15 protein-coding genes are annotated in these 15,957 nt (G+C 72.3%); 8 read left to right on the forward strand and 7 right to left on the reverse strand.

What is annotated here, in order from left to right; all coding sequences use genetic code 11:
- Positions 1 to 26: 26 nt before the first annotated feature.
- Positions 27 to 431, forward strand: coding sequence for an STAS domain-containing protein (locus AB0I15_RS04560; RefSeq protein ID WP_358090057.1), 405 nt, complete (start codon positions 27 to 29; stop codon positions 429 to 431).
- 9 nt (positions 432 to 440) lie between these two features.
- Here the strand turns inward: AB0I15_RS04560 and AB0I15_RS04565 are convergent, their stop codons facing one another.
- Positions 441 to 1,847 (reverse strand): NAD(P)/FAD-dependent oxidoreductase, encoded by a 1,407-nt coding sequence (locus tag AB0I15_RS04565; RefSeq protein WP_358090060.1) that lies wholly within the window; start codon positions 1,845 to 1,847, stop codon positions 441 to 443.
- 179 nt (positions 1,848 to 2,026) lie between these two features.
- On the opposite strand from AB0I15_RS04565, the gene AB0I15_RS04570 reads away from it, so the two are divergent.
- Positions 2,027 to 3,127, forward strand: a complete 1,101-nt coding sequence (locus AB0I15_RS04570; protein WP_358090064.1) for a sialidase family protein — start codon at positions 2,027 to 2,029, stop codon at positions 3,125 to 3,127.
- Positions 3,128 to 3,259: 132 nt separating this feature from the next.
- On the opposite strand, the gene AB0I15_RS04575 is transcribed toward AB0I15_RS04570, so the two are convergent.
- The 4 genes from AB0I15_RS04575 to AB0I15_RS04590 form a co-directional block, all read right to left on the reverse strand.
- On the reverse strand, positions 3,260 to 5,128 hold the full coding sequence (locus tag AB0I15_RS04575) for a CheR family methyltransferase (protein WP_358090067.1): 1,869 nt from the start codon (positions 5,126 to 5,128) through the stop codon (positions 3,260 to 3,262).
- Between the two features lie 28 nt (positions 5,129 to 5,156).
- On the reverse strand, positions 5,157 to 6,146 hold the full coding sequence (locus tag AB0I15_RS04580; protein ID WP_358090070.1) for a chemotaxis protein CheB: 990 nt from the start codon (positions 6,144 to 6,146) through the stop codon (positions 5,157 to 5,159).
- 69 nt (positions 6,147 to 6,215) lie between these two features.
- Positions 6,216 to 6,980: an STAS domain-containing protein gene (locus AB0I15_RS04585; RefSeq protein WP_358090073.1), complete on the reverse strand. Its 765-nt coding sequence runs from the start codon at positions 6,978 to 6,980 to the stop codon at positions 6,216 to 6,218.
- 115 nt (positions 6,981 to 7,095) lie between these two features.
- The gene (locus tag AB0I15_RS04590; RefSeq protein WP_358090076.1) at positions 7,096 to 8,670 is read right to left on the reverse strand and encodes an IucA/IucC family protein; all 1,575 of its coding nucleotides are present in this window, start codon (positions 8,668 to 8,670) and stop codon (positions 7,096 to 7,098) included.
- 61 nt (positions 8,671 to 8,731) lie between these two features.
- Between AB0I15_RS04590 and AB0I15_RS04595 the strand changes: the two genes are divergently transcribed.
- Together AB0I15_RS04595 and AB0I15_RS04600 are read left to right on the forward strand one after the other, a co-directional pair.
- Positions 8,732 to 10,312 carry an IucA/IucC family protein gene (locus tag AB0I15_RS04595; protein WP_358090079.1) on the forward strand — a complete coding sequence of 527 codons (1,581 nt, stop codon included), beginning with the start codon at positions 8,732 to 8,734 and terminating at the stop codon, positions 10,310 to 10,312.
- Positions 10,313 to 10,363: 51 nt separating this feature from the next.
- Entirely contained in the window at positions 10,364 to 11,191 is an 828-nt protein-coding gene (locus AB0I15_RS04600; RefSeq protein WP_358090081.1) for an alpha/beta hydrolase, read from the forward strand.
- Between the two features lie 33 nt (positions 11,192 to 11,224).
- Here AB0I15_RS04600 and AB0I15_RS04605 read toward each other — a convergent pair whose 3' ends face one another.
- Both AB0I15_RS04605 and rfaE2 read right to left on the reverse strand, forming a co-directional pair.
- The gene (locus tag AB0I15_RS04605; protein WP_358090084.1) at positions 11,225 to 11,719 is read right to left on the reverse strand and encodes a hypothetical protein; all 495 of its coding nucleotides are present in this window, start codon (positions 11,717 to 11,719) and stop codon (positions 11,225 to 11,227) included.
- A 41-nt stretch (positions 11,720 to 11,760) separates the two neighbouring features.
- Positions 11,761 to 13,176 carry a D-glycero-beta-D-manno-heptose 1-phosphate adenylyltransferase gene (gene rfaE2, locus AB0I15_RS04610; protein WP_358090087.1) on the reverse strand — a complete coding sequence of 472 codons (1,416 nt, stop codon included), beginning with the start codon at positions 13,174 to 13,176 and terminating at the stop codon, positions 11,761 to 11,763.
- An 83-nt stretch (positions 13,177 to 13,259) separates the two neighbouring features.
- Between rfaE2 and AB0I15_RS04615 the strand changes: the two genes are divergently transcribed.
- The 4 genes from AB0I15_RS04615 to AB0I15_RS04630 all read left to right on the forward strand — a co-directional run bounded on the left by AB0I15_RS04615 (position 13,260) and on the right by AB0I15_RS04630 (position 15,933).
- Positions 13,260 to 14,081, forward strand: a complete 822-nt coding sequence (locus tag AB0I15_RS04615) for a glycosyltransferase family 9 protein (RefSeq protein WP_358090090.1) — start codon at positions 13,260 to 13,262, stop codon at positions 14,079 to 14,081.
- Between the two features lie 3 nt (positions 14,082 to 14,084).
- A complete protein-coding gene (locus tag AB0I15_RS04620; RefSeq protein WP_358090093.1) occupies positions 14,085 to 14,363 on the forward strand; it encodes a hypothetical protein in 279 nt (92 codons plus the stop codon).
- Between the two features lie 62 nt (positions 14,364 to 14,425).
- Positions 14,426 to 14,740 (forward strand): sigma-70 family RNA polymerase sigma factor, encoded by a 315-nt coding sequence (locus AB0I15_RS04625; protein ID WP_358090096.1) that lies wholly within the window; start codon positions 14,426 to 14,428, stop codon positions 14,738 to 14,740.
- Positions 14,737 to 15,933: a hypothetical protein gene (locus tag AB0I15_RS04630; RefSeq protein ID WP_358090099.1), complete on the forward strand. Its 1,197-nt coding sequence runs from the start codon at positions 14,737 to 14,739 to the stop codon at positions 15,931 to 15,933. Before AB0I15_RS04625 ends, AB0I15_RS04630 begins: the two co-directional genes overlap by 4 nt.
- Positions 15,934 to 15,957 lie beyond the last annotated feature (24 nt).

A 15,957-nucleotide genomic window follows, 5' to 3' on the forward strand; every position in this document is an offset into this window, starting at 1 on the left:
AGTTGATTGATGTGGGCAGGAGCGGCGTGCGAATCGAGACGATCCGGTACCTCCGTTGTACGGTCATGCGCGCCAGCGGCGAGCTCGACCACGCGGGCCGGGTCCGGTTCAGCGCCCGCATCAACGCCGTATGGGACTGGACACGCGGGCCCGTGCTGGTGTTCGACCTGGCCGAGCTCGACTTCTACGACTCGTCGATCATCGGGGTCCTCGCGATGGCGATGCAGCGGATGGAGGAGCAGGGCAGCGGCCGGATCATCCTCGTCCAGCCTTCCGGCCACCTCCTGTCGGTGCTGCGGCTGACGGATCTGCTGTCGCACGTGGAGCTGCGTGACAGCGTCGAGGAGACGGTGGCGGAGCTGATGCTGCAGCCCGGGCCACCGCTCGCCGACCCGGCGGCGGCCCCGCCGAGCCGATCGAGCGGCCTGTGACCCGGGAACTCACAGCCCGTACGTCTCCAGCAACCGCAACCACACCTCGCTGACCGTCGGGAACGACGGCACCGCGTGCCAGAGCCGCTCCAGCGGCACCTCGCCGGTCACCGCGATCGTGGCGGAGTGCAGCAGCTCGGCCACCCCCGGACCGACGAACGTGACACCGAGCAGCACCTTCCTGTCCTCGTCCACGACGGCCCTGGCCCGGCCGTGGTAGCCGTCGCCCATCAGGTAGGCCCCGGAGACCGCGCCCATGTCGTAGTCGACCACGCGCACCCGGAACCCCTCCTCGTGTGCCGCCGCCTCGGTGCGGCCGACCGCGCAGATCTGCGGATCGGTGAAGACGACCTGCGGCGCGCCGTAGCCGCCCGCCAGGTCCCGCATCGCGGGCAGCTCGTCGCCGCGCGCCCGGGCGGCGATCACGTCGCCGCAGATCCTGGCCTGGTATTTGCCCATGTGGGTGAGGAGCACGCGCCCGTTGACGTCGCCCACGGCGTAGAGCCAGCCGTCGGGGACGCCGGTGGCCCGCATGCTGTCGTCCACCTCGACGGGCTTGCCCTCGGTCAGGCCCACCGTGCCGAGCCCCACGTCGCGGGAGGCGGGCCGGCGGCCGGTGGCCACCAGCAGCTCGTCGGCCTCCAGCGGCGGCCCCTCGGTCAGGTGCACGGTGACCTTGCCGCCGGGCCCGGCCCGCTCGACCCTGACGACGTCGGCGTGGGTGCGCACGTCGATGCCCGCGTCGGTGAACGACTTGACCAGCATCTCCCCGGCGAACGGCTCCATGCGGTTGAGCAGGCCGCCGCCGCGGACGAGGAGGGTGGTCTGCCGGGCGCCCAGCCCGTGCATGGCCTGAGCCATCTCACAGGCCACCACGCCGCCGCCGAGCACGGCCAGCCGCTCGGGCACCACGTGGGTCGCGGTCACGTCGTGGCTGGTCCACGGGGCGGCCTCGGCCATGCCCGGCGTGGACGGTATGACAGGGGTGCTGCCCGTGGCCAGCACGACGGCCTGCCTGGCGGTCAGCACGCGCTCGCCGCCGTCGGCGGTGCTGACGCGTACGCGCTTGGGGCCGTCGAGGCGGCCGTGGCCGCGGACGAACTCGGCCGGGACGCCCTCGATCCACCGCACCTGGCCGGAGTCGTCGTAGTTGGAGACCGCCTCGTCGCGGTGGGCCAGCACCGCGCTCACGTCGATCGGCCCGAGCGAGAGCCCGGGGACCCGGCTCACCTCGCCCGCCAGGTCGATGGGGCGCAGCAGCGCCTTGCTCGGCACGCACGCCCAGTAGGAGCACTCGCCGCCGGCCAGTCGCTCCTCGACGATCGCCGCGGTCAGGCCACCCCGCACGGCCCGGCCCACGACGTTCTCCCCGACCGGCCCGGCGCCGATCACGATGACGTCGAACTCGTCAGCCACCCCTGCCTCCACAAGCACTCGACTATGGGACGAATGCTTTCATGCCCGGCGGCCGAACACACCGAGCCCTACCGGCGCGGATCGGCGTCGCTCACATCTCCGGCGCACCGCCGGCCCCATTCGTCTCCACGTACGGCTCTGGTCGGAGTCCGTTAACCCGGGGGCCGTAGCGTGCCGGCATGGCGGATCGTTATCCGACGTCGGTGCCGTATCGGCAGGCGACGGACGGCTATCACACGTACCGGATCCCGGCGGCCGTGGTGACCAGGGCCGGCACGGTCCTGGCCTTCGCGGAGGGGCGGCGGGGCTCGGCCGGGGACTCCGGGCACATCGACCTGGTGCTCAAGCGATCGGCCGACGGCGGCCTGACCTGGGGCGAGCTCGCGGTGGTCGCCACGGAGCCGCGCCGCGGCACGGCGGGCAACCCGGCGCCGGTGGTGCTCGACGACGGCCGGATCGTGCTGGTCTTCGTGCGGCAGGGCCCGTCGGCGACCGAGGAGAAGATCCGGCGCGGCCAGGTGGCGGCGGCCGACGGGCGGCGGGTGTTCGTCCAGGTCAGCGAGGACGACGGCGTCACATGGTCGGCGCCGCGCGAGATCACCGGCAGCGTGAAGCGCCCCGAGTGGCGCTGGTACGCCACCACCCCCGGGCACGCGGTCGTCCTGCGTCAGGGCCCGCACGCCGGGCGCGTCGTCGTGCCCGCCAACCACTCCCTGCCGCCCGGCGGCCAGGACAACGGAACCGAGGGCAAGTACAACGGCGGCCACTCGCTGCTGAGCGACGACGGCGGCCAGACCTGGCGCATCGGGTACGTCGACGACAACCCCGACGGCTACGTCAACGTCAACGAGACCACCGCCACCGAGCTGCCCGGCGGGCGCCTCTACCTCAACACCCGCACCGAGTCCACGGCCCCCGGCACCCGGGCCGACGCCTACTCGGCCGACGGGGGCCAGACGCTGGAGCTGCCCTTCCGCCCCCAGGCCGGGCTGGTCGGCCCGGTGGTGGAGGGCAGCGTCCTGTGGTGCGACTCCCCGGACGTGCTGCTGTTCTCCGGCCCGGCGGCGCCGGACGCGCGGGCGCTGATGACGGTACGCGCCAGCGACGACCACGGCCTCACCTGGCGGGTGGCGCACACGGTGTCCGGGCTGCCCGCGGCCTACTCCGACCTGGTCCGGGTGGACGGCGACACGGTGGGCCTGCTCTTCGAGACCGGCGGCTTCGGCCCGTACGAGAGCATCGCCTTCCGCCGCGTCCCGGTGGCCGAGCCGGCGCCGTAGGAGCCGGCCAGGGCTCGACCACGATCACCTCGTAGGTGGGCGAGATCGGCGGGATCGTGGCGAGCCGGCAGGCCGTGACGGAGGTCGGCGACCGTGGCCACCGCCATGCGACGTCCGCTCCGGCGGGCGTGCTCAGCGATCGACGGGCGGTCCGGGGTCGAGCACGTTCATGATCATGATCAGGCCGATGACGGTGTCGTGCTCCGTGCGCAGATGCGACAGGTGCACGGTCAGCGGCGCCGGCCGCCCACGGCGGTTGACCGCGTCGATCACCAGCCCCTCCATCTGTTCGAGGGAGTCGGACCCGTTGGCCAGCGCGGCCCGCAGCCGCGGGGTGAGCGAGTCGAGCGGCAGGCCGATGTCGAGCGCCGCGAGGGTCTCACCCACGGCCTCGTCCCCGCGGACCCCCCACAGCTCCTCGGCCCCGGAGCTCCAGACGATCACCCGCAGGTCGTCGTTCAGCACCACCACGGCATCGCCCAGGCTGCGCACCACCGAGGAGACGAACCGGTTGGCGTCGTCGAGCTCGATCGTGCGGGTGGTCAGGGCGTCGTTGATGTGCTGGAGCTCGTCGTTGGTGGACTGGAGTTCCTCGTTCATCGTCTCCAGTTCCTCGTTGGTGGACTGGAGTTCCTCGTTGGTCGTCTCCAGTTCCTCGTTGGTGGACTGGAGTTCCTCGTTGGTCGTCTCCAGTTCCTCGTTGAGCGACTGCAGCTCCTCGTAGGCCTGTTCGAGCTGCCTGTTGGCCTGCTCCAGCTCGTCTCTGAGCTTGCGGTAGCGGGTGACCTCGTAGAAGTGGATGCCTATCCCGACCAGGTTGCCCGAGGCCAGCAGGGGGATCACGGAGACGTCGAAGACGCCGGCGTCCGAGGCGCCGGCGCGGTGCCAGATCACTTCCGGCAGCTCGACCGGGCGCAGGTCCTGGCGGGCCTGTTCGATGATCGAGCGCAGCTCGATGGGACGATAGGACACCTCCAGATCCTGGAACGGGCGGCCCACGTCGCGCGGGTTGAGGCCGAACAGGGCTTCGGCCTTGGAGTTGGCCAGCGCCAGGTGGCCCGAGACGTCGATGACGATCTGGGCCACGGGCCCCGAGGCCAGCGCCACGGAGGCCAGCGCGGGCAGGCGTGAGGCGAGGTCGGCGGCCGCGCCCGTGACCGTCCAGGGCGTTCGGCTGCCGTGGCCGGCCGGCCTGATCTTCCTGAACACGCGCATGCGCAGATCGACCGGCTCGAACCTGTCGCTGTGGTTGAGCAGCATCTCGGCCTTGCCCAGGAACAGGAAGCCGAGGTCGGACAGCGCGAAGTGGAAGCGCCTGATGATGTTGAGCTGCATCTCCGTGTTGAAGTACATCAGCGTGTTGCGGGCCAGCAGCAGGTCGACGCGGGAGATGGGCGCGTCGTGGGTGAGGTCGTTGCGCCCGAAGATGAGCTGACGGCGCAGGTCACGGCGGAAGGCGAACCCATCGCCCACCGGCTCGAAGTACGTCTCGCGCAGGTCGATCGGCACGTCGGCGAGCGACCGTTCGGTGTAGACGCCCGTCCTGGCCGCGTGCAGCGCCTTCTCGTCGAGATCGGTGCCGTAGATCTTCACCCGGTCGCGGAACGCGTCGATGCCGAGCTCCTCGGCCAGCACCATGGCGATCGTGTAGGGCTCTTCGCCGGTCGCGCAGCCGGCGCTCCACACGCGCAGCGGCCGGTTCGCCGGCTGCTGGTCGAGCAGGGCGGGGATGACGGTCTCGCGCAGCCGCTGCCACGCGGCCGCGTCTCTGAAGAAGCTGGTGACATTGATCAGCAGGCTGTCGAAGAGTCTGGTGAACTCTTCGGGTTCCAATTCGAGTAGATCACGGTATTCGCCGTAATCGCGCAATTTCAACGCCTCAAGGCGGCGGACGATCCGTCGTATGAGGGTGTTGCGCTTGTATCCCGTGAAGTCGAACCCGCGTGTCTCCTTGAGGAGAAGGAGGAGGTCGTCGAACTCACGCTCTTCCTCTGTCGTCACACCGGAAGACTACGCCGATCCGGCGGATTCATCCCGACAGCAACGTGTCACCGTTACGGCCGATGCGTGATTGCAGCATGCGAATGGTGCCGAGGGCGTCGCGTGTGCGCTCCTCCTCGTCGCGGAAGTGCCGCGTCGAGACCTTCTGGTTGCGTTCCTCGGCGGAGCGGCGCATCCGGTCGAGCACCCGCAGCCGCTCCTCCAGCCGCTGAATGGCCATCCACAAGGCGCGCTCGACGGCATCGGCCTGAGCGTTCATCATGCTTTCCTTGGACCAGGCGTGGCCGACCTTGCAGATGTATCGAGAGGTGTTCTCGCCTTTCTGTTCATAAATAGGCCCATTGCACTCCGGGCAACTGAAGGCGATCGGCTCCCCATTGGGTACGCCCAGCGACGGAGTCTCCTTCAGGAACAGGTTGACCTCGCGCTCAATGTCGTCGTCGCGCACCTCGTCCGTCACACTGACGGGGGTGCGGCTCTGCCGCAGGACCCACTCCGCGAGTTCGCGCACCGGAAGCGTCGGCGCGGTCGGCACCGCGTGGGAGGCCGCGACGGGCATTCCGGGAAAAGCGGATTCCTGGAAATCCTGTACGGCGACCGCACCCCCATATCTGCTGATCGCCTCGCAGCCCTTGGCCCCGTCGTCCAGGGTGCCGCTCAGCACCACGGCCGCCGCCCGGGGCCCCGCGGCCACCGCCGCGCTCATGAAGAGCGGATCGGCCGCCGGCCGGTGCCCGTTCTGCCGTGGGCCGCGTGACAGGCGAGCCTGGTCCCGGTGCAGGAGCAGGTGATAGTCGGGGCGGGCGACGTACACGCGGCCCGGCCGCACCGTCTCCTCGTCCTCGGCGGGAGCGGCCCTCAGGGGGCCCGCGCGGTCGAGGATGCTGGCCAGCACGCTGCTGCCCTGCGGCGGCACGTGCAGGACCACGAGCACGGCGGCGGGCAGGTCTGGTGGCAGCCTCCGCAGCAGGCCGCGCAGCGGTTCGACGCCGCCCGCCGAAGCGGCGATGACGACCACGTCACGGCCTTCTGCTCGCATATCCCCGCACCTCTCTGGAAACGGGTGGATCATGCGTTTCCATGCTGTTCATGGGCAGGGATCGGAAATATGGGGCCCGGGACCGGCCTCCAGCGTGGTTCGCACGCTCATGAGGTTGACGCGCAGGGCTTCCATGCTGGCGTCACAGCGTTGGAGGGCCGAGGTCAGCGTCGTGCGGGCCTTGCTCGCCGTGCTGAGCCCGCGCCTGATCGCCTGCTGCTCGTGCCTGGCCTGCTCGCGCAGCGTGCGCGACCGGTGGATGACCGGCGGCAGCGAGGCGGCCTCCAGTTCGGCGACCGCGCCGGGAGACAGCGGAGGGTCGTTCTCCCACACGCTGGACCGAGGCTCCCGCCGGGCACGGGAGCGATCGCGGCCGCTGGGCTGGGCGCGGGGCATGAGGCGCATGCGCGGCAGGTGACGCGGGGAGGTGCCGGATCCTTCCGGCATCCGGTACGCCTCGACACCGGCCTCCGCGAGAGCCTCCGGCATGCTGGTGTAGACGGGGATCGCCGGGTGCGCCTGCTCGGTCATCAGCGCGATGAGACGGCGCAGCGGCGGCTGGGCCTCGGCCACGGCGAGGTGCCCGCCCTTCGCCTTCAGGGCGCGGTGGGTGAGCGCCAGGAGCTCGAGCCCGGTCATGTCGCAGAACCAGAGGTCACCCGCCGCCACGAGCACGAACTTGATCGGCGACTGCGGCAGAGGGTCGAGGAACGCGGCAAGCACGGGTCTGGTCGTGGAGTCGAGCTCTCCCGTCAACGCGATCACCAGAGTGGTGTCGTCGACAGGAACGAGCCGTACCGCCAGTTGCATCATTGCGAGAGCTCCTTCCTCTTGCCGGCGCGCGAATCGGGGATGGGCACGACAGCAGATGTTTCCGCTCGTGCCCATCCTCCTCCGCCCGGGCACCGAGGGCCAGGGACTTCGGTATTCAGAGGGCTGCCCTGGCGGTCAGGGGGTTGGGCAGTCTGGTCCAGCTATCTCCTGGCGGGGCGCCCTCCAGCCGGGTGAGCAGGTGGGCCTTCGCCGTGAGGTACGGAGCGAACAGGGCCTTCCGGTCGGCGTGGACGTCCCGTGTGGCGGGGAGCTCGCCGTACGCGTCGCGCGCGGCGGCGGCCACGACCGCCCAGAGCCGGGACTCCACGGCTCGGTCGCCCTGCCCGAAGAGGGCGACCAGGCTGCCGAACGTGGTGCCCACGAGGGAGCCGAAGAGCTTGGCGCGCAGGACCGCGGGGTCGTCGCTGAGCAGCCTGGCGCTGACCGGCGGGACCTCGACGCCGCCGCGTCCGAGCCGGGCGGGGCCGAGCCGGACGTCGGCCAGGTCACGATAGATCAACCGGCGCGGGAGGCCGTCCCCGTCGAGCGCGACCAGCAGGTTCTGGCCGTGGGCCTCCAACGCCGCGCCGAGGGCGAGCAGGCCCAGCAGGTCGGGCATCGCCAGCCGCGCGAACGCCGTCATCCAGGTGAGGGGGTCCCGGGCCATCGCCCGCGTCACCGCCGCGACGGGGAGCACGGTCACCGCCCCCGCGGGGGCGTCGAGCGCGGTCGTGAGGGCCGGGGTGGGTTCGCGGAGCATGGCCGACAGGTCGGCGCTGTGGTCGCCGAACGCCCTGGCGGCGGCCCCGGCCAGGTAGCGGGCGATGCGCAGACGGCCGCCGAGACGCGTGGACAGTGTCGTGAGCAGGTCCGACAGCAACACGCAGTCGCGTACCGAGCCGGGTGAGATGTCCCTGACGCCCGAGGTCATGCGCGTGGTGAACGCCGTCTTGACGTGCGGCCCGCCGTCGACGGGGGCGAGGGTGCGCACGGACATGAGGGGCCGGGCCGGCACGGCTCCCGTGGCGTACGGACGCATCCCCAGGACGGGCAGGACGTGCCGGGTCTGCCAGGGGTGCAGGGGCAGCAGGAGCCGGTCGCCGTCCATGAGGGAGGCCGGCCACGGCCCCGAGACCAGGCAGTCGCGGGCCGGCACCGCCAGCAGGTCCAGCAGCACCGTGGGCCGGTGCTCCGGCATGTACGCGAGCTGCTCCGCCACCGACACCCCCGGCCGGTTGCGGCAGCCCGGATGGTAGGGATGGCCGTCCACCACGCTCTGCTCGTGCTCCTCCGGCGTCTCGGGAGGCGTCGTGGGGGCGCCGGCGCGCGCCAGCGCCAGCGAGGCCACGCTGTTGCCGAGGTCCTCGACCAGCCGGGTCGTGCCGGGCAGGGCGAGGGCGGCCAGCAGCTCGGCGGGGTGCGGGTAGGGCCGTCCGTCCAGCCAGAGCGCGGGCTCGTGCCCGAGGTCGTACGGCAGGCGCGCCCGCCCCGTGAGCCGGCGCCCGTCGGCCAGCATGACGCAGGAGGGCCCGGTGGGGGTCAGGCCGGGGAGCGGCTCGTAGAGCAGGCCGCGCCACAGGCGGCCCAGGACGGCGGCGCGGGCCCCGGGGAGCGCCTCGGCGTACCGCGTGGACAGGGCAGGGCGCACGAGGGCCAGCTCCGCCGCGAACTCCGCCTCCAAGCGCCTCATATTTCACATCTTTTCCACAATCACGGCACCTATGAGGACAGGGGGTAGGAGTAGGTTCGCCATGGCATCCATCGACGGTCTGCTCCGCCCGTCCTCCGGGCCGGAGCGTGAGGCATGGAGAGACGCCGACGTCCTCGCGACGACGGCGCTGCTCAACTGCGTGATCCGTGAGGTGGCCAGGCCCGCCGGCCCCGGCGCCTTCCTGCTGCCCGCGACCGGCCGCCTGCTGCGCGCCGGCGGCGCCCGGTTCCCGGCCGCGCCCGCCCTGCTCACGCCGGACGGCTGGTGCCCGCTGCCGCTGGCCGAACTGGTCGCGTTGACGGCCGCCGAACTGCGCGCGGGCACCGGGGTCGCCAACGAGGCGCTGCCCGCCGAGATCCTGCACAGCCGGGATGTCACGGCGGTCCTGCTGGCGGCCAGGCGCGCCTCGGGGCCGCCCGCCGACCCGTACCTGCGCTCCGAGCAGGCGCTCGTCGCCGGGCACCGCTACCATCCCGCGCCCAAGGCCCGCGGCGGCTCCGGGCGGGAGGCGTGGCTGCGGTACTCGCCGGAGGCGCACGCGAGCTTCCCCCTGCCGCTGTTCGGCGTGCCCGCCGAGGACCTGGTGGAGGAGGGGGACGTGGGCGCGCTCGGCCGGCTCGGCGAGGCGGCGGGCGACGGGCTGGTCACGCTGCCGGTCCACCCCTGGCAGCGGGAACTGCTGGGCGGGCTGCGCGACGGCCGGTTGCGCGATCTCGGCGTCACGACGGCCACGGCGGTGCCGACCTCGTCGATCCGCACGGTGTACCTGCCGGAGCCGGACCTGTTCTGCAAGTTCAGCCTGGACGTGCGGATCACGAACGACGTGCGCCGCCTGTGGCTGGCCGACCTGCGCCGGCTGCCGGCGGTCGGCGACGTGCTGGACCGGGTCTTCGACGATCTGCCCGGCCACTACGCGCGCCCCGCCATGCTGCGCGACCGCGGCTACCGCAGCGCCGAGCTGGGCCGGGACGGTGGCGAGGCGCTGGCGGTGATCGTCCGCGACGGGCTGGGCGAGCACCTGCGCCCCGGGCTGACGCCGCTGCTGACGGCCGGGGTGAGCGAGGGCTTTCCCGGCAACCCGCTGGACGGGCTGGACGATGACGTGGCGCTCGCCTGGTGGGAGCGGTATCTGGGGCACGTGGTGCCTCCGGTGCTGCACGCGTACCTGTGTCATGGGGTGGTGCTCGAGTGCCACCTGCAGAACGTGCTGATCGCGGTGGACGGGCGCGGACTGCCGGCGCAGGCGCTGTTCCGCGACCACGAGGGCGTCAAGCTCGTCGCCGAGCGGCACCCGCGCCTGCGCGAGGCCGAGGCGCCCCTGGTGAGCGGGCCCTACGGGTGGGAGCGGCTGGTGTACTGCCTGCTGACCAACAACCTCTGCGAGATCGCCGGCGCCGTGGCGGCGCGCCACCCCCGGCTGCGCGGCGAGCTGTGGGGCAGGGCGCGGGCGTTGTTCGCCGCCGTGGACGAGGACCACGGCGGTCCCGCGGAGCTGCGCGACCTGCTGACGGGAGCGTCCATCCCGGCCAAGGCCAACCTGCTGCTGCGCTGGCTGGACGCGAGTGGCGGGGCCATGCGCTGTGTGCCGATCCCCAATCCGTTGAGACTCCTTACGCCATAAGCTATTCTTCCCACGTCAATTCTTTACGGTGTATGGAATTAGGGGGAGACGATGGCCGAGGCGACACTGCACGACGGGAGCACCATCGAGGTGGAGGCGCACGGTTCCGGCCCGGCCGTGCTGCTGCCCGTCGATCCACAGCCTGTGGAGGGCGAGCGGGCCGAGGAACTGCGGAAGTGGGGCATGGAGCCGGCGCTCGGGCGCGCGCTCATCAACGGGCTCAGCGACGCCTACCGGGTGGTCGTCTTCGACTACCAGGGGCATGTCATGAGCACCCCGAAACCTGACACGCTCACTCCGGACAACGTCGCGGCCGACCTGCTGGCGGTGGCCGACGCGGTGGGGGCCGAGCGGTTCGCGTACTACGGGTATTCGTGGCTGGCGCTCAGCGGGCTGCAGCTCGCGGTCCGCACCGATCGGCTGTCTGCGCTGGTCATGGGCGGGTTCCCGCCGTACGACGGGCCGTACGCGGAGATGCTGCGGGTCACCATGGCCACCTACGAGATGGCGGTCGATCCCCAGCCGGCCGCCCCTCCCGGCGACGCGAACGACTGGTCGTCGGTCGAGGTCAGCACCAGCGAGGAGCAGAGCCGCCAGTTCGTCACGCTCTACGAGGCGCTGCGCGGGTTCGACGACCGGGCGGTCCGGCTCTCCTGCCCCCGGCTGTGCTTCGCGGGCTCCGCCGACGAGATCCGGTACGACGAGCGGTGGGGCGGCGTCCTCGTCGACATCGCCGGGCCGCTGACCAGGAGCCGGGCCGAGCTGGCGGCGCTCGGCTGGGACGTCGAGGTCCTCGACGGGCTCGACCACATGAGCGCCATGCAGGCCGCCAACGTGCTGCCGATCCTGCGCCCGTGGCTGGACAAGGCCCTGCTGTGAGTCAGCCCTGCTGTGAGTCAGCGCTGCCGTGGGTCAGCGGGGCTGGTGCGGCCAGGGTGAGGCGGCCACCACGACGCCGTACAGGACGTGGTCGGCCAGCAGCGCGAGCCGTTCGGCGGCGGAGCCGCGCCGGTGCGGCAGGCCGAGCGCGGGTGCGAGGGCGCCTTCGAACAGGGCCCAGGCCAGCACGCCGTAGACGGGGCCCGCCCACCTCCGCTGCCGCAGCGTGCGCGGCAGAACGCCGAAGGCCGCGCCGCCGCCGGCCCCGTACAGCCAGTGCACGATCTCCACCACGGCCGGGCGCCGCTCGACCGGGACGCGGTGGAAGGCCCGGGGCGCGGTCCGCTCGATCACCCACTCCGGCGGAGTGGTCGGGACCAGCCCGAGCGAGGTCGTGAACTGCCTGAGGCCCGACATCGCCATGGCGGCGATGGCGCCACGGGCGGCGGCGCGGACGACCGGCTTGCGCCGCCGGGCCGGCCGGACCTCTTCGTCCAGGTCGGCTGGGGTCTCCAGGGTCTGTGTCATGGATGCCGCCTACCGAAGGGCGCCGGGGCTAAACCTGGGCGTCAGGGCAGCGAGCGCAGGCGGCCGATGATGGCGGTGGTCGATCGGTCGGGCAGGTAGCCGAGCACCCGTACCTCGCCGCCCAGCGAGCGGACCAGCGGCGCCTCCGCGAGCAGCTCCGCGGTGTGGTCGCCGCCTTTCACGTAGAGCTCGGGCCGGATCATCCTGAGCAGCCCCTCGGGCGTGTCCTCGTCGAACTCGGTCACGTAGTCCACGCCGTTCAGCGCGGCCAGCACCGACATCCGGTCCTCGCACGGATTGACCGGCCGGCCCGGCCCTTTCAGCCGGGCCACGCTGGCGTCGCTGTTGACCGCCACCACGAGCACGTCGCCGAGCAGCCCCGCCTGCTCCAGGTACGTCACGTGCCCCCGGTGCAGCACGTCGAAGCAGCCGTTGGTGAACACCACCCGCTCGCCCCTGCGCCGGTGCTCGTCCAGGAGCCGGGTCAGCCGCTCGGCGCTCTGCACGGCGCCCTCCTGACGCCGCAGCGCCCGCAGCAGCTCGTGGCGGGTGCACACCGCCGTCCCCGGGCGGCGGACCACGACGGAGGCCGCCGCCTGGGCGGCCTGCGCGGCCTCCTCCGGCGTCGCGCCGCCGGCCAGCCAGAGCGCGAACGCGGCCGTGTAGGTGTCGCCCGCGCCCGTGGCCATGTGCTGCGGCGCGGGCCGGGCATAGGTCCGGTACGGCGGGCTCCCGCCCCTGTGCAGCAGCGTGCCCTCCCCGTCCAGCGTGGTCACCACCATCCCGGCGCCGGTCAGCTCCAGCAGTCGGTCCGAACGGGCCACCAGGTACGCCGGCCGGTCGATCGTCTCCCCGCCGTCGCCGAGCAGGCGTACGACCTCGGCATAGTTCGGCAGCACCACGGCGGGCGCGCACTCGCGCCACGGCGCCACCGCGTGCGCGTCGACCACCAGCAGCGGCAGCCCGGCCAGCGCCCGGCGCACGGCCGGGGTGAACACCCCGCCGCCGTAGTCGCACGCGATCACCACGTCGGCGCCCGCCACGGCCTCGGCCACCCGTCCCAGCAGCTCCCGCTCGGCCTCGCCGGGGATGCCGTCGAGGTCCTCCTCGTCGTAGCGGGCGGTGAGCTGGCCGCCGGCGACAAGTCGCCGCTTGTGCGCGGTACGCCGCCCCGGCACGGTCAGCAGGTCGGTCTCCACGCCGAGCAGGCGCAGCGAGCGCTCCAGTTTGTCCCCGCAGGCGTCGTCGCCCACCACGCCGACGAGCCGGACGCGGGCGCCGAGCGCCACCAGGTTGGCCGCGGTGTTGGCGGCGCCGCCCGGGGCGTCCTCGGTCGCCTCCAGGCTCATCACGGGCACCGGGGCCTCCTGCGCCAGGCGTTTGACCGAGCCGTGCAGCCAGGAGTCGAGCATGACGTCGCCGACGACCGCGGCGCTGACGGTCTTCTCTGTGCCCATGAGGAGCGAGTACCTGTGAAAGCCCAGCTCAAACCCTATGCGGTGAAGTTAGGGACGGGAGGTCGGCGGGTAGCGGGGCGGCTATGCACGGCACTTCGGACGTTGCCGCGGCGGCGCTGGTCGGCGGCGTGCGCCGGATCGCGGTGCTGCGGGCCAACGCGCTCGGCGACTACCTGCTGGCCGTGCCGGCGCTGGAGTCGCTCAGGCGGGCCTATCCCGACGCGCGCCTGACGCTGCTGGGCACCCCGTGGCACGCCGAGTTCCTGACCGGGCGGCCCGGACCCGTGGACGACGTGGTGGCGCTGCCGCCGATCTCGGGTGTGTCCACGGTGGAGCCGGGGCACGCGGCGCCCGGTGAGCTCTGCGACGAGCTGCGCGGGCGCGGTTTCGACCTGGCGGTGCAGATCCACGGCGGCGGGCGCTTCTCCAACCCGTTCGTCCGCGGGCTCGGCGCCCGGGTGAGCGCCGGGATGTGCGCGCCGGGGGCTCCGCGCCTGGACCGCTGGGTGCCGTACACGCACTACCACCACGAGACGCTGCGCTTCCTCCAGGTGGCCGCGCTCGTGGGCGGGGTCGCGCTCGGCATCGGCGCGCTGGCCGCGCTCTACGAGCGGTGCGACCTGGTGATCGCCAACGACACGGGCCCGCGCCACCTGGCCGCGGCCGTCGGCACGCCCACGGTCGCCGTCTACTGGTGCGGCAACCTGATCAACGCCGGGCCGCTCAGCAGGACCGCGCACCGGCCGCTGATCTCCTGGACCACGGCCTGCCCGCGTTGCGGGGCGAGTGGCGTGGCTCCGGACGCGGAGCGCTGCCCGCACGACGTGTCGTGGGTGGGCGACGTCTCGGTGGACATGGTGGCGGAGCAGGCAGAGGAGCTGCTCGCCGGACCTACGGGGGAATGACGGATGACCGACCAAGCCGCGCTCGACGAGTTGCAGCAGGCCATCGACGAGGCGTTCGCGGGGCGCGAGCGGGTTTCGCTGAGGGAGGTGTACCTGCGGGCCTCCGAGCACGTCCACGTGCCGGCCGACCTGCTGGCCCACCTCAACGAGCCGCCCGAGGACGACTACACCAGAGCGGAGCTGACCGCGGCGATCAACGACGTGATCAGGCGCAGAGGCGAGCAGGACAGTCTCGGGCTGCTGGAGGTGCCCGGATCGGACGGTGACGATTCTCCGGGATGAGTCGCATAGCGGGAGCCTCGGGCGGCGTCTGAGAGGGTGACATCAATCCCCTGGAGGTGATCGTGGACGCCGTGGACGAGCAAGGTTTCCGCGAGTTCGTCGCCGCCCGATCTCCCGCCCTGATGCGGCTCGGGTTCCTGCTCACCGGTGGTGACCAGCACGCGGCCGAGGACCTGGTGCAGACCGCGCTGGCCAGGCTCACCGCGCGGCAGCGCGCGGTGCTGGTGCTGCGCTATTTCGAGGACCTGCCCGAGAAGGAGATCGCTCAGGTGCTGGGTTGTTCCGTCGGCACGGTCAGGAGCACGGCGCACCGCTCGCTGGCCCGGCTGCGCGAGATCGCCCCCGAGCTGGCACAGGTACTGGAGGTGACCGCGTGACCCGGCTGCTGCGCGACACGCTGGAGGAATGGGCCGGCGAGGCCAGGGTGCCGCACGACCTGGCCGACCGGGCGCTACGGAGGCGTGCCTGGAAGCCCGTCGGCGCCTTGCTGCTGGCGGCGGCGATGGTGGTGGCGGTCACCTTCGTCGTCTCGGGGACGCGCGACCAGGTCGACACCGTGCGCCCGGCCACCGAGATCACGCTGCCCGCCCGCCCGTCGCCCGCGCCGACGGACGTACGCACCGACCCCGCGAACAGCCCACCGAAGAAGCTGGTCGCGGCCGGGCGCATGGCGGTCTCCGCCTACTACACCGCCGGCCGCAAGCAGCTCGCGAAGGACCGGCAGCAGCGCACGTTGACGTGGTGGCTCTACGACCCGCGCACCGAGGGCTACGAGCAGACCCCCTACGCATGGGTGGACGTCGCCCCGGGCCTGCAGGTCGCGGCCGTGCTGGAAGGGGACTCGATCGGCAAGCGGGTGGGGATCCTCGACATGAACACCCGGCAGATCCTGTCCTGGATCGACCTGGAGCAGCCGGTGGGGTCGGTCGCCTGGTCGCCCGACGGCACGAAGATCCTCGCCACCACCTACAGGAGTTCCCCGGACATCATGCTGGGGAAGGGCGAGAACGTCGTCTCGGCGGGTGACAGCCCGCGGACCGGCTACTACATCGTGGACGCCACCACGGGTGAGGCCGAGCACCACGAGCTGCCGCCGCTGTCCGACGGCCGCGGCAACGAGAAGATCTTCGCCGTGGGTGACCGCCAGGACCTCGGCTGGACCGCGGACGGCGCCCTGCTCTGGGCGCCCACCAGCACCGACCCCGACCGGATCTTCTACGGCCTCGACGGCGAGCCGAGGCAGGCGCCGGAAGGGCAGCGGTATGTCCGTGGCCGCTCGATCTCGGCCGTCTCACCCGACGGCCGGCTGGTCCTGGGACCCGCCGGGCTGCCCACGAAGATCACGGAGGTCGGCACGGGCAAGGTCGTGGGCACCCAGCAGGTGATGCAACTGCATGCCTGGGCGGACGACGACAACGTGATCGCGCTGGGCTGTGAGGGACAGTGCACGAACGAGTTCAACGCCGCTCTCGTACTCGTGAGCGTCGACGGAACCCGGACGACCCGGCTCACCGGCTACAAGGACAGCAGGAAGGACGGTTACTGGGGGTGGGTCCTCACGCCCCGGTAGGCGTGTGTCGGAGCGGCGGCCCGG

Source organism: Nonomuraea sp. NPDC050643, from assembly GCF_040654715.1.
Classification (GTDB): Bacteria; Actinomycetota; Actinomycetes; order Streptosporangiales; family Streptosporangiaceae; genus Nonomuraea.